General features: G+C 74.7%; 14 protein-coding genes. 10 read left to right on the forward strand and 4 right to left on the reverse strand.

The features are described 5' to 3' along the window. The first annotated feature begins 251 nt into the window (after positions 1–251). Both tuf and ACFY32_RS13700 read left to right on the forward strand, forming a co-directional pair. Positions 252–1,421 (forward strand): elongation factor Tu, encoded by a 1,170-nt coding sequence (tuf, locus tag ACFY32_RS13695; RefSeq protein ID WP_359197672.1) that lies wholly within the window; start codon positions 252–254, stop codon positions 1,419–1,421. 114 nt (positions 1,422–1,535) lie between these two features. Then, positions 1,536–2,381, forward strand: a complete 846-nt coding sequence (locus ACFY32_RS13700; RefSeq protein WP_359197669.1) for a fused MFS/spermidine synthase — start codon at positions 1,536–1,538, stop codon at positions 2,379–2,381. On the opposite strand, the gene ACFY32_RS13705 is transcribed toward ACFY32_RS13700, so the two are convergent. Continuing rightward, entirely contained in the window at positions 2,343–3,635 is a 1,293-nt protein-coding gene (locus ACFY32_RS13705) for an MFS transporter (protein WP_390674286.1), read from the reverse strand. The genes ACFY32_RS13700 and ACFY32_RS13705 overlap by 39 nt on opposite strands. Positions 3,636–3,713: 78 nt before the next feature. After that, positions 3,714–4,736, reverse strand: coding sequence for a hypothetical protein (locus ACFY32_RS13710; RefSeq protein WP_390674287.1), 1,023 nt, complete (start codon positions 4,734–4,736; stop codon positions 3,714–3,716). A 128-nt stretch (positions 4,737–4,864) separates the two neighbouring features. Between ACFY32_RS13710 and ACFY32_RS13715 the strand changes: the two genes are divergently transcribed. From ACFY32_RS13715 to ACFY32_RS13725, 3 genes are all read left to right on the forward strand, one after another. After that, positions 4,865–5,302 carry a DUF4442 domain-containing protein gene (locus tag ACFY32_RS13715; RefSeq protein WP_359197836.1) on the forward strand — a complete coding sequence of 146 codons (438 nt, stop codon included), beginning with the start codon at positions 4,865–4,867 and terminating at the stop codon, positions 5,300–5,302. A gap of 104 nt (positions 5,303–5,406) precedes the next feature. Beyond that, positions 5,407–7,992, forward strand: a complete 2,586-nt coding sequence (locus ACFY32_RS13720; protein ID WP_390674288.1) for a beta-glucosidase — start codon at positions 5,407–5,409, stop codon at positions 7,990–7,992. Positions 7,993–8,034: 42 nt separating this feature from the next. Then, positions 8,035–8,670 carry a DedA family protein gene (locus ACFY32_RS13725; RefSeq protein WP_359197657.1) on the forward strand — a complete coding sequence of 212 codons (636 nt, stop codon included), beginning with the start codon at positions 8,035–8,037 and terminating at the stop codon, positions 8,668–8,670. 73 nt (positions 8,671–8,743) lie between these two features. Here the strand turns inward: ACFY32_RS13725 and ACFY32_RS13730 are convergent, their stop codons facing one another. Continuing rightward, a complete protein-coding gene (locus tag ACFY32_RS13730; protein WP_359197654.1) occupies positions 8,744–9,274 on the reverse strand; it encodes a gamma carbonic anhydrase family protein in 531 nt (176 codons plus the stop codon). Between the two features lie 108 nt (positions 9,275–9,382). Between ACFY32_RS13730 and ACFY32_RS13735 the strand changes: the two genes are divergently transcribed. The 3 genes from ACFY32_RS13735 (at position 9,383) to ACFY32_RS13745 (ending at position 11,436) form a co-directional block, all read left to right on the forward strand. Then, positions 9,383–10,147, forward strand: coding sequence for an acyltransferase (locus ACFY32_RS13735; protein ID WP_390674289.1), 765 nt, complete (start codon positions 9,383–9,385; stop codon positions 10,145–10,147). Positions 10,148–10,270: 123 nt separating this feature from the next. Then, positions 10,271–10,843, forward strand: a complete 573-nt coding sequence (locus ACFY32_RS13740; protein WP_390674290.1) for a helix-turn-helix domain-containing protein — start codon at positions 10,271–10,273, stop codon at positions 10,841–10,843. A 35-nt stretch (positions 10,844–10,878) separates the two neighbouring features. Next, a complete protein-coding gene (locus ACFY32_RS13745) occupies positions 10,879–11,436 on the forward strand; it encodes a YbaK/EbsC family protein (RefSeq protein WP_359197646.1) in 558 nt (185 codons plus the stop codon). A gap of 4 nt (positions 11,437–11,440) precedes the next feature. On the opposite strand, the gene ACFY32_RS13750 is transcribed toward ACFY32_RS13745, so the two are convergent. Beyond that, on the reverse strand, positions 11,441–11,848 hold the full coding sequence (locus ACFY32_RS13750) for a CoA-binding protein (protein WP_359197643.1): 408 nt from the start codon (positions 11,846–11,848) through the stop codon (positions 11,441–11,443). A gap of 94 nt (positions 11,849–11,942) precedes the next feature. Between ACFY32_RS13750 and ACFY32_RS13755 the strand changes: the two genes are divergently transcribed. Next, a complete protein-coding gene (locus tag ACFY32_RS13755; RefSeq protein ID WP_390674291.1) occupies positions 11,943–12,461 on the forward strand; it encodes a hypothetical protein in 519 nt (172 codons plus the stop codon). 20 nt (positions 12,462–12,481) lie between these two features. Continuing rightward, positions 12,482–13,108, forward strand: coding sequence for a YigZ family protein (locus ACFY32_RS13760; RefSeq protein WP_359197637.1), 627 nt, complete (start codon positions 12,482–12,484; stop codon positions 13,106–13,108). Positions 13,109–13,359: the final 251 nt, after the last annotated feature.

A 13,359-nucleotide genomic window follows, 5' to 3' on the forward strand; every position in this document is an offset into this window, starting at 1 on the left:
CCGTGCGGCCCTGAAAATCGTTCGACGCGGCACCGGTACGTCGGCGAGGATCGACGTCATGTTCCGGTACGCCTTCCTCCTCGCAGCGTCCGCGGTCGCGGATGCCCCGAAGGCTGCCGCCGCCGTCTCGCCGATCGCCGTCGACGGCGCCCGAAGCTGACCCTCCCCGGATCGTCCGGCGGACCCCGCAGGGGGAGGGTCGGCGGGTCACCGGGGTCCCCACCACGCTCACCAGGCTTCGAGGAACCGCCATGCCCAAGACGGCGTACGTCCGCACCAAACCGCATCTCAACATCGGCACCATGGGCCATGTCGACCACGGCAAGACCACCCTGACCGCCGCCATCACCAAGGTCCTCGCCGACCGCGGCGGCTCCGCCTACGTGCCGTTCGACCGCATCGACCGCGCCCCGGAGGAGGCCGCCCGCGGCATCACCATCAACATCGCGCACGTCGAGTACGAGACCGACACCCGGCACTACGCCCACGTCGACATGCCCGGTCACGCCGACTACATCAAGAACATGGTCACCGGCGCCGCCCAGCTCGACGGGGCCATCCTCGTCGTCTCCGCGCTGGACGGCATCATGCCGCAGACCGCCGAACACGTCCTGCTCGCCCGGCAGGTGGGCGTCGACCACATCGTCGTCGCCCTCAACAAGGCGGACGCGGGTGACGAGGAACTCACCGACCTCGTCGAACTGGAGGTCCGCGAACTGCTCACCGCGCACGGGTACGGCGGTGACGCCGCCCCCGTCGTCCGGGTCTCCGGACTGCGGGCGCTGGAGGGCGACCCGAGGTGGACGGCTTCCGTGGAGGCGCTGCTCGACGCGGTGGACACGTACGTACCGATGCCGGAGCGGTATCTGGACGCGCCGTTCCTGCTGCCGGTGGAGAACGTGCTCACCATCACCGGGCGGGGCACGGTCGTCACCGGCGCCGTCGAACGCGGCACGCTGCGGGTCGGGGACCGGGTCGAGGTGCTCGGGGCGTCCGTCGAGACGGTCGTCACCGGCCTGGAGACCTTCGGCAAGCCCATGCGGGAGGCGCAGGCCGGGGACAACGTGGCGGTGCTGCTGCGGGGCGTGGCGCGGGACGCGGTCCGGCGGGGACACGTCGTCGCGGCGCCGGGCAGCGTGCTGCCGGCCCGGGAGTTCAGGGCCCGGGTGTATGTGCTGTCGGCGCGGGAGGGCGGGCGTTCCACGCCCGTCTCGACCGGGTACCGGCCGCAGTTCTACATCCGGACGGCGGACGTCGTGGGGGACGTCGACCTGGGGGACGTGGCGGTCGCGCGGCCGGGGGAGACGGTGGACATGACCGTGTCGCTCGGGCGTGCGGTGCCGCTCGAACCGGGGCTCGGGTTCGCCGTCCGGGAGGGCGGGCGGACGGTCGGGGCGGGGACCGTGACCGAGGTCCGGTAGAGGTGTGCGGGGGACCGCGGGTCCGTCGCGGCCGGCCGCGCCCACGCGGCGGAGCCGCATGCCGGCACGGCCCCGCGCCCCTTCAGGGCGCCGCCCGCCCCGCACAATGGTGGAGTGAACGACTCCATACCTGTCCATCGCGTCACCGATTTCGGGACCGTCAAGCTCATGCCCGACGTCGATCGTGAACGGGCCTGGCTGCTGACCGTGGACGGGGCGCCGCAGTCGTACGTCGACCTGGACGAGCCGGCGCATCTGGAGTTCGAGTACGCGCGCCGGCTCGGGCACGTGCTGGACGCGGTCGCCGAGGCCGGGCGGGCGCTGGACGTGCTGCACCTCGGGGGCGGGGCACTCACCCTGCCCCGGTACCTGGCCGTGACCCGGCCGGGTTCGCGGCAGGACGTGGTGGAGGCCGACCGGGGACTGCTGGAGCTGGTCGCCGAGCATCTGCCGCTGCCGGACGGCGCCCGGATCGCCCTGCACGCGGCCGACGCCCGGGACTGGCTGTCGGCCGCTCCCGCGGACTCGGCCGACGTGCTGGTCGCCGACGTCTTCGGCGGCTCCCGGGTGCCCGCGCACCTGACCTCGACGGAGTACGCCGGGGAGGTCGCGCGGGTGCTGCGGGCGGACGGGGTCTACCTGGCCAACCTCGCCGACGGGGCGCCGTTCGCCTTCCTGCGCTCCCAGTTGGCGACCTTCGCCGCGCACTTCGCGGAACTGGTGCTGATCGCCGAGCCGGGCGTGCTGCGCGGGCGGCGTTTCGGCAACGCCGTGCTGGTGGCCGCCCACCGGCCCCTCGACGCGGGCGCGCTGGCCCGGCGCACCGCCGCCGACGCCTTCCCCGCCCGGGTGGAACACGGCGCCGCGCTGCGGGCCTTCACCGGCGACGCGCGGCCCGTGCGGGACGCGGACGCGGTGCCGTCACCCGAGCCCCCCGACGGCGCGTTCGGCATCGGCTGACTCCGCCGGGGCGCGCAGCGTCACCTCGGTCGTACGGCGGCGCAGGTCGCGGACGGCCGGGACGCACAGCACCGCCGCCGTGACCAGCACCACCAGCACCGCGCATCCCCACAGGGACGCCGTCCGGCCGAAGGCCGCCTCCGACGGGCCGGCCAGCGCGGTCGCCAGCGGCACCAGGGCCACCGAGCCGAACCAGTCGTACGCCGAGACCCGCGACAGCTTCTCCTCCGGCACCTCCTGGTGCAGGGCGGTCATCCAGGAGACCCCGAACACCTCCACCGTCACGCCGGTCACGAACATCACCGCGCACAGCACACCGGCCGGCACCGGTACCGCCAGCGCGGCCGAGGGCAGGGCCAGCGGGAACACGCACAGGGTGCCGGCGAGCAGCAGACGGCGCGGTTTCCAGCGGGTCATCAGCAGCGCCCCGGCGACCGTGCCCGCGCCGAACGCGGCCAGCGCCAGGCCCCAGGGACCGGCGCCGCCCAGCTCGTCCCGGGCGACCAGCGGACCGTAGACCGCCTCGGCGGCGCCCACCACCGCGTTGGCGATGGAGAACTGGACGACGATGCTCCACAGCCACGGCCGTCCGCTGAACTCCCGCCAGCCCTCCCGCAGATCGGAGACCAGCCCGCCGCCCGGCTCCCGCGCGGGTATGTGACCGACGTCGAGGAAGGCCCGCAGCGCGCCGGCGACCGCGAAGGCCGCCGCGTCCGCCACCAGCACCCAGCCCGGCCCCAGCGCGGCGACCATCGCCCCGCCCAGCGCCGCGCCGCCCAGGCCCGCGCCGTGCATCGCCATCCGGTACACCGCGAAGGCCCGGCCGGCCTGCTCGCCCTGGACCGAGGAGAGCAGCATGCCCTCGGAGGCCGGGCCGAAGAACGCCTGGCCGGTGCCGCCCAGCGCGGTCAGCGCCATCATCTGCCACAGCTTCGGCTCGCCGGTGAGCACCAGCAGGCCGAACGCGCCCTGCGACAGACAGTTCAGCGCGTTCGCCGCGACCATCACCCGGTGCCGCGGCACCCGGTCCGCTATCGCGCCGCCGACCAGCAGGAACAGCACCAGCGGCAGGGTGCGGGCGGCGGCCACCAGGCCCACGTCGCCGCCGTCGCCGCCCGCTTCGAGGACCGCGAAGGCGGCGGCGATCAGCGCCCCGCTGCTGCCGAGGCCGGTGACCACCGCGGCGGCGGTCAGCAGCGTGAAGTTGCGGCCCGCCCAGGCGGGGCGGCGGCGGAGTACGGGGTGAGGCGGCACCCGGTGACTATCGCCGCGCCGGACCCGACTTGCCAAATGCGATTCCGGCCGTTCCGCGCGAAGGGGAGGCCCCCGGCCTCACGACTCCGTCGGCGGCTCCTCCGTGAGACGCACGGTACTCAGGATCTTCTGGACGGTCGCCTCCGGGATCTCCTCGTCGACGCCCTTGGCGCCGTACAGGTTCCAGGTGACGAAGTCGCCCGCGCTGTTCTTGAACGCGAACGTGATCGCCTTGCCGTCGGTGGCGCACTTCCCCTTCTGCGGGGTGTCGCGCGAGTACGCCGTGGCGACGCTGCCCTTGATCCCGGACGCGGTGGTGTACGGCTTCGGCTTGCCGTACTTCACGCTCTTCTTGTCCGGCTGGGTGTAACCGCCGTAGATCCACCACGGCACCCGCGTCTCGGCGGCCATCTCGGTGTCCTTGGCGCCGCTCTCGCCCCGGGTGCCGGCGGTGGCCAGGGCGGTGTCCTCCTCGCGGCCGTCCTTGTCGTCGTCGCTGGTGCACCACTTGGACTTCAGATAGGCGGGGGCGGTGACGCTGGTGCGGTCCGTCGTCCCGTCCTTCTCCTCCCACTCGAAGCCGACGCTGGTGCCGGTGTTCTCCAGCTCCCACTCGGCGGGTACATCGAACATGGTGCCGAACCGCGGGTTGGCGACGACCTTCCAGCCCGGGACGGTGGCCTTCAGCTCCCCGCCGCCGCGCGGATTGTCGGCGCTGCCGGAGGCGCTGGGCCCGCCCGGCTCCTCCGGCAGCGCCGACCGGCTCGCCGACGGCTTGGCGTCCTTGCCGTCCGCCTCGTCGTCCTTGTCGCCGCCCAGCACCAGGAACCCGGTGACACCGGCGGCGACCACCACGGCGGTGGCGGCCACGATCGCGACCAGCTTGGTCCGGTTCCCGCCACCGCCGCCGGTGCCGCCGGGCTGGGGCCGCGGCGCCCCCGCGGGCTGCGCGGGACCCCATTGCGGGGTCCCCGGATAGGTGGGGGGCTGCTGGTAGCCGGGCTGCTGATAGGGATTCGGCTGTTGGTATCCCGGCTGCTGGTACGGATTGTTCGCCTGCGGGTTCTGCTCGCCCCCGGGCGGCTGCTGTCCTGGCCACATGGGCAGCACCCTAGCCGCGCCGAGGACACGATTCGGTCACCGGCCTTTGTCAGGGACGTACCGAATCCGGGGAGCCCTGGCCCCACAAGCTACTCGCGGGTAACGTGGCGGGCATGAGCGCAGAGCAGATGTCGATCGGCGAGTTGCTCGCCGCCACGGTGCCGATGGTGCGGACCCTGAACCTGGAGTACCTGGAAACCGGTCCGGAGAAGGCGGTGCTTGCCCTGCCGGACCAGGACGAGTACCGCAACCACGTGGGCGGGCCGCACGCCGGGGCGATGTTCACGCTGGGGGAGTCGGCCAGCGGCGCGATCGTGCTGGCCGCCTTCGGCGACCAGCTCTCGCGGGCCGTGCCGCTGCCGGTCACCGCGGAGATCGCGTTCAAGAAGCTCGCGCTGGGCCCGGTGACGGCCACCGCGACGCTCGGCCGGCCGATCGCCGAGGTGATCGCGGAACTGGACGCGGGCACCCGCCCCGAGTTCCCGGTGAGCGTCACCATCCAGCGGGCGGACGGCGCGGTGACCGGGGAGATGACGGTCGTCTGGACATTGCGGCCGAACGGCTGAGGCCGCCACTGCGGGGGGCGGCGCTGGTCCGCCCGCTGGTTTTCCGGTGGGCGGGCGGGAGCGCCTGACGGGGTGTCGGCCGGGGAGCGGCGCATAGTGCCTGCGTGCAGACACCGAACGACTCCCGGCCACCCGACGGCCCGCTCTCCGGGCCGTCCGCCGACCCCGTCTCCCAGCCGTTCACCGCCCCCGTCTCCCGGCGGTCCGCCCTGTGTCTGCTGGCCGGTGTCACCGCCGTCGGCGCGGCGGCCGGCGGCCACCCGGTGTACGCCGCCGGGCCCGGCCGGGAGACCGGTACCCGGGCCGGGACGCGGCCGGCCGGCGGGCAGTCGCCGTACGGCTCCGGCGGTTCCCGGGCCGAGGAACTGCTCGCCCGGCTGACCCTCGCCGAAAAGATCACCCTGCTGCACGGCGCCCCCGACCCGGACCCGCGCGGCCAGGCGGGCCACGTCCCCGGCGTGCCCCGCCTCGGCATCCCGCCGCTGAGGCTGGCGGACGGCCCGGCCGGGGTCCGGGTGACCGCGCACGCCACCGCGCTGCCCGCCCCGGTGCTGCTCGCCGCCGCCTTCGACCCGGACCTCGCCCGCCGCTACGGACAGGTCATCGGCCGCGAGGGCCGCGCCCTCGGCCAGGACGTGCTGCTGTCCCCGATGGTCAACCTGATCCGCACCCCGTACGCGGGCCGCAACTTCGAGACCTTCGCCGAGGACCCGCTGCTCGCCGCCGACCTGGTCGCCGCCGAGATCGAGGGCATCCAGGGCGAGGGACTCATCGCCACCGTCAAGCACTTCGCCGTCAACAACCAGGAGAAGGACCGCGAGACGCTCGACGTCCGCGTCGGCGAACGCACCCTGCACGAGGTGTACCTGCGCGGCTTCGAGGCCGCCGTCGCCGCCCGCGCCGGCGCGGTGATGGCCGCCTACAACAAGGTCGGCGGCACCCACGCCACCGAGCACCGCGGCCTGCTCACCGGCGTGCTGCGCGAGCGCTGGGGCTTCGACGGCCTGGTGATGAGCGACTGGTCCGCCACCCACGGCACCGCCCGGCCCCTCGCCGCCGGCCTCGACCTGGAGATGCCGGACGGCACGCACTTCGGCGACGCCCTGCTCAGGGCCGTGACCGACGGCACCGTGCCCGCCGCGCACGTCGACCGCGCCGTCCGCCGCGTCCTCACCGTCATGGACCGCTTCGGCCTCCTCGGCCCCGACCCGGCGCCCCGCCCGGCCCGCGACGCCGCCGCCGGTGCCGCCGTCGCCCGGGAGGTCGCCGAGGCCGGCGCGACCCTGCTGCGCAACGAGCGCGGCACCCTGCCCCTCGCCCCCGGCCGCCGCGTCGCGGTGATCGGCCCCACCGGCTCCCGCCCCCTGGTCAGCGGCGGCGGCAGCGCCCATGTCGTCCCCGACCGCGCCGCCCGCCCGCTGGACGCCATCGGGGAACGCGCGGGGCAGGTGACGTACGCGCTCGGCGAGGACGTCTTCGGCAAACCGCTGCCCGCCGGGGCGCTGCGCCCCCGGCTCGCCCTCGACTCCCGCCGCGTGCCCGCCGGGCGGACCTGGCACTACGACGGCACGCTCACCGTCCCCGGCACCGACGAGTGGACCTTCGTCCTGCACTGCTCCGCCCCGCCCACCGAGCGCCCCGAGGTCCGCGTCGGCGACCTGGACCTCTTCCCGCTCGCCCCCGGCTACACCGAGTACTTCGCGGGCGGCCTGGTCACCTCCGCGCCCGACGGCCTCGCGGTGCGCCGCCGGACCCTGCGGCTCACCGCGGGCCGGCACAGACTGCGGATCACCGCGCGGGGCGGCCCGGCCGGGCAGTCGTTCCGGCTGCGCGCGATCACCGGCGCGACCCGCGCGGCCGACGTCGCCGAGGCGGTACGCGCCGCCCGCGCCGCCGACGACGTGGTGCTGTTCGCCTACGAGGACGCCACCGAGGGCCAGGACCGCGCGAGCCTGGCCCTGCCCGGCGGCCAGGACCGGCTGATCGCGGCGGTGACCCGGGCCAACCCCCGTACCACCGTCGTCCTCAACACCTCCTCGGCCGTCGCCATGCCGTGGCTGGCCGGCACCGGCGCCGTGCTCCAGATGTACTACCCGGGCCAGGAGGGCGCCGCCGCCACCGCCGCCGTCCTCTACGGCGAGTGCGACCCCGGCGGCCGGCTCACCCAGACCTTCCCCGCCGCCGACGACCGCCACCCGACCGCCGGCGACCCGCTGCGCTACCCGGGCGTGGCCGGCACCGTGGAGTACTCCGAGGGCGTCCACACCGGCCACCGCTGGTACGACGCCCAGGGCGTCCGCCCGCTGTTCCCCTTCGGACACGGCCTGTCCTACACGTCGTTCTCGTACGCGGACCCCGTGGCCCGGCCGGCCGACGGCGCACTGGACGTCGCCTTCACCGTCCGCAACACCGGCCGCCGCACGGGGGTGACGGTGCCGCAGGTGTACGTCGGACCCTCGCCCGACCTGGGGCTGGACCAGCCGGTCCGAGTGCTGGCCGGGTACCGGCGGCTCACCCTGCGGGCGGGGGAGCGGCGGCGGGTGACCGTGCGCGTCACCGCCCGCACGCTCTCCTGCTGGGACGTCCGGCGCCACCGCTGGGTGCCCGGCACCGGCCGGCGCACCGTGTGGGTCGGGGCGTCGGCCGGGGACCTCCGGCTCAGGACGCACGCCGTGGTGGCGACGCAGTAGGCTTCCCGGGACAGCAGGACGCGCGAATCGGAGGGTCTGGCGTTGCACGTCCAGGAGTGGCTCGACACCGTGCCGGCGGCGGCCGTCTACGCAGTCGTGGGACTGGTCATCGGACTGGAGAGCCTCGGCATCCCCCTGCCCGGCGAGATCATCCTGGTGTCGGCGGCGCTGCTGTCGTCCCAGCACGGCGGCATCGACCCGGTCGTCCTCGGCGTCTGCGCCACCGCCGGGGCGGTGATCGGCGACTCCATCGGCTACGCCATCGGCCGCAAGGGCGGACGGCCGCTGCTGGCCTGGCTGGGCCGGAAGTTCCCCCGCCACTTCAGCGAGGGCCATGTCGCCACCGCCGAGCGGTCCTTCCAGAAGTGGGGCATGTGGGCGGTGTTCTTCGGCCGTTTCATCGCCCTGCTGCGCATCTTCGCGGGCCCGCTGGCCGGCGTCCTGCACATGCCCTACTGGAAGTTCCTCATCGCCAACGTCCTCGGCGGCATCGCCTGGGCCGGCGGCACCACCGCCGTCATCTACTACGTCGGCATCGTCGCCGAGTCCTGGCTGAAGCGGTTCTCCTGGCTCGGCCTGGTGCTGGCCGCCCTGATCGGCCTCACCTCGATGCTGATCCTCAAGCGCAAGGCGAAGAAGGCCCAGGCACTCCCGGCGCCGGAGGCGGAGACGCCATAAGGGGGCGCGGGGAACCGCGCGACCAGCCACGACGGACCCGCACCCCGCACCCCGCCCCCCCCGCACACCACGGTCAGCCCTCGTGCACGGCCCGGTGCTCCCCCGCCAGCGCCGTGTACAACGTGCCGTTCAGCGTCAGCCCCTCCCGCTCCTCCCGCGTCAGAGCCCGGCGCACCTTCGCCGGCACCCCCGCGACCAGCGATCCCGGCGGCACCAGCGTCCCCTGCGGCACCAGCGCCTGCGCCGCGACCAGCGACCCCGCCCCGATCACCGCCCCGTTGAGCACCGTCGCGCCCATCCCGATCAGGCAGTCGTCCTCGACGGTCGCCCCGTGCACCACCGCGTTGTGCCCGATGGAGACCCGCTCGCCGACGGTGACGGGGAAGCCGGGGTCGGCGTGCAGCGTGCAGTTGTCCTGGACGTTGCTGTCCGCCCCGACCGTGATCCGCTCGACGTCGCCGCGCAGCACCGCGCCGTACCAGACACTCGCCCCCGCGTGCAGCGTCACGTCCCCGATGACGGTGGACGTCGGCGCCACGAACGCCTCCTGGTCCACCTTCGGTTCCCTGTCGCCGATGCCCGTGATCAGCGCCTTGTGCGTCATCGCTCGCCTCCTGGTCAGGTGATCTACGGCACCGTACGCCACCCGGTGGGGCGAAGATCACAGCCCTCCCGGTCCATCGCCGCACGGCGTGCTGAGTACCGTGAGCGGGTGCCGAAGCGCAAGAACACGTTCTCATTCTGGCGGCGCCGCCTCGCTCAGCGGGCCGTGCACGCGGGCTGGGCCTGGGCGCAGCGCACCGGCGCGGTCACCGCGGAGCACCCGGGCCGGTTCCGCTTCGGCGTGCTCGGCACCGGCACCCGGCTCGCCTTCCCGCTCGGCACGGTCTTCGGCGAGCCCTGGATCTGTCTGGGCGCGCACTGCATCATCGGCGAGCAGGTCACCCTGACGGCCGGTCTGATGCCCGACCTCGACCTCGGCCCGGAGCCGATCCTGCGCATCGGCGACGGTGTCGTCCTCGGCCGCGGCAGCCACGTCATCGCCGACACCACCGTCACCATCGGCAGCGACTGCTACGTCGGGCCGTACGTCTACATCACCTCGACCAACCACTCCTACGACGACCCGCACCAGCCGATCGGCAGGCAGTGGCCGCGGATGGAACCGGTCGAGATCGGCCCCGGCTGCTGGATCGGCACCGGCGCGGTGATCCTGCCCGGCGCGCGGATCGGCCGGAACGTGGTGGTGGCCGCCGGCGCGGTGGTCCGCGGCACGGTGCCCGACCACGCGGTGGTGGCGGGCGCCCCCGCCCGCGTCGTACGGCGCTGGACGCCCGACGACGGCTGGCAGCCGCCGCTGCGCACCCCGGCGCCGGTGCCGATCCCGGACGGGGTGACCCCGGAGCAGTTGCGCGCGCTGTCCCTGCTGGACGAGGAGACGGCGACCGCCCTGGCCCGGCTCGACACCGAGTCCTGAGCGGGCCGCGCAGTACAGTGCGGTGCACGATCGGGCGCGGCCGGACACCGTGCGACCTGTATCGCGGCCTCCGTACCCCCGCCTCCCCGCAATCCCGCACCCCCGCAGAACAATGGACGGAACGTGTCGGACCTCGACCTGCTGACCCAGTCCCTGGCGCGCAACGTCAGACGCTGGCGCGCCGAGCGCGGCTTCACCCTGGACACCCTCGCCGCACGCGCCGGGGTCAGCCGGGGCATGCTCATCCAGATCGAACAGGCCCGCACCAACCCCAGCCTCGGCACGGTCGTCAAGATCGGTGACGCGCTCGGCGTCAGCATCACCACGCTGCTCGACTACGAGCGGGGCCCCCGGGTCCGGATCGTCCCCGCCGACCAGGCGGTACGGCTCTGGCACACCGACGCCGGCAGCTTCAACCGGCTGCTCGCGGGCACCGAGGCCCCCGGCCCGCTGGAGCTGTGGGAGTGGCGGCTGATGCCGGGCGAGTCCAGCCCCTCCGACCCGCACCCCGCGGGCACGGTCGAGCTGGTGCACGTCACGGCCGGGGAGCTGACCCTCACCGTGGACGGCGCCGGCCATCGCGTACCGGCCGGCTCCAGTGCCTCCTTCGAGGCCGACGCCCCGCACACGTACGGCAACACCGGTGACACCCCGATGGAGATGGTCATGGCGGTGTCGGTGCCGCCCGTGCGGTGAACCACCGCCCGGAAGCTGTTGTTAGCGTGGCGGCCATGCACCCACCTCTCGGCGACTTCGACCGCGCCCTGCCCGCTCCGGACTGCCTCGACGAACTGACCCGCCCGGTCGCCGACGCCGTACGCCACTGGCGCGGCGGTGTCCCCGCCGAGCAGATCGTGTACGTCGACACCGACCCGGAGTGGGCCGACACCGCCACCTTCGTCGAGCACTACGGCCGCGACCTGCTGGAGCGGTCCGCCAACTGCGTGGTCGTCACCGGCAAGCGCGGCGGGGAGACCACCCTCGCCGCGTGTGTCGTGCTGTCCACCACCCGGGTCGACGTCAACGGTGTCGTCCGCCGCCGTCTCGGCGCCCGCAAGGCGTCGTTCGCGCCGATGGACACCGCGACCGGCGAGACCGGCATGGAGTACGGCGGCATCACCCCGATCGGCCTGCCCGGGGGCTGGCCGGTCCTGGTGGACGCGGCCGTCGCCGACCTGCCCTACGTCCTGGTCGGCAGCGGCCGGCGGCGCGGCAAACTGCTGGTGCCGGGCAAGGCCTTCGCCGAACTCCCGGGAGCCGTCGTCCTGGAGGGCCTCGGCGTCGCCTGACCGGTCAGCCCAGCCGGGGTATCTCGATCGCCGGGCAGCGGTCCATGACCATCTCCAGGCCCGCCGCGCGGGTCCGCTCGTAGGCGGCCTCGTCGACGACACCCAACTGGAACCAGACCGCTGCCGCCCCCTTGGCGACCGCCTCGTCGGCGACCGCGCCGGCCAGCTCGCTGTTGACGAAGACGTCCACGACGTCCACGTCGAAGGGGATGTCCGCGAGCGAGGCGTACCCCTGCTCGCCGTGCACCGTCTCCGCCTTCGGGTGCACCGGCACCACCCGCTTGCCGAAGCGCTGGAGCACCTCGGCGACGCCGTACGCCGCCCGGTTGCGGTTGGACGACAGGCCCACCACGGCCCAGGTGTCGCCCAGCCCGGTGAGAATCCTGCGGACCGCTGCCTCGTCGCCGTACACCGGCGGCCTCCTCGTCCTGGACTTTTCCGCTGTCCCTTCGGCCAACGGACGGCACCGGGCGGAGATTCCCGCCCCGGCCGCCTGCGCTCGCCCTGTGCTGCGCATCATCGACGCCCGGACCGGCGAACCGGTCACCGCCGCCCCGGCCCGCCGGGGCCCGGCCCGCATCGAGGCGCACGTGCCGGCCCGGGACACCACCGGCCTGCGCGTGCTGCTCGTCGCCGACCTGCTCGCACGCGCCCCGGAACTCGGCGGCACGCCCGTGCTGCCGGTGCCCACCGGCGACCGGGAGGAGGCGGAGCCGCGGGCGGACGCCGCGGCCCTGGGCAGCCGGCCCCCGGAGGACGGCCGGGACGCCGGTGCCGGACCGCGCGGGGCGCGCACCGTCCATGTCGTCGCCGAGGGCGCCGCCGCCCCCGACGGCGTGCGGATCGCCGTCGCCCCCGTCGGCCCGGCGGCGCCCGCCGACGACCCCCTCGACCTGCGCGCGGCGCTCCTCGCCGACGGCGCGCGCTTCGAGACGTACGCCTGCGCCGACCGGTTCCTCGGCCTGGAACTCACCCGCGACATCGGCGCCCCGCAATGCCCGGCGGAGCCGCCGGGCCACCCGTGACCGGGGATTAGGCTGGCCGGATGCAGGACGAGTACCGCACCGTCGCCCGGACCGGCGTGCACGAGACCGAGGTCAACCGCTCCCGCTTCCTGTGCGCCCTCGCCCCGGCGGCCACCGAGCGGGAGGCCCAGGACTTCATCGCCGCCCGGCGCAAGGAGCACGCGGACGCCACCCACAACTGCTGGGCCTACGTCGTCGGCGCCGACGCCGGCGTGCAGAAGGCGAGCGACGACGGCGAACCCGGCGGCACCGCCGGCCAGCCCATGCTCCAGATGCTGCTCCGCCGCGACATGCGGTACGTCGTCGCCGTCGTCACCCGCTACTACGGCGGGATCAAGCTCGGCGCCGGCGGCCTCATCCGCGCCTACGGCGGTGCCGTCGGCGAGGCCCTGGACACCCTCGGCACGCTCACCCGGCGCCGGTTCCGCCTGGCCACCGTGACCGTCGACCACCAGCGGGCCGGCAAGCTCCAGAACGACCTGCGCGCCACCGGCCGCGAGATCCGCGACGTGCGCTACGGGGAGGCCGTCACCCTGGAGATCGGCCTCCCGGACGCCGACGTCCCCGCCTTCCGGTCCTGGCTCGCCGACGCGACCGCCGGGACCGCCGGTCTCGTCCTGGGCGGGGAGGCGTACGGGGACGCCTGAGCACCCCGGCCCGGCCCGGACGGCCGCGACGGCGCACCCGGCCGACCCCGGAACACGGCCCGTTCCCGCCGCCGATACCGGCATTTCACGCATCCCCTACCATTCCGGTGCCGACCGGGACGGCGGGTCGGGAACCCTGGGATATGAGGTGCCGAAAGGCGTTACCGTGGTCCGTGCCGACCACGGACCAGTGCTGGTCGGTGCTGGTGCTGGAGGCATAAGAGGGAGAGACGTGCGGGCCGGAGCGGTGT

The organism is Streptomyces sp. NPDC000134 (assembly GCF_042899225.1).
Classification (GTDB): domain Bacteria; phylum Actinomycetota; class Actinomycetes; order Streptomycetales; family Streptomycetaceae; genus Streptomyces.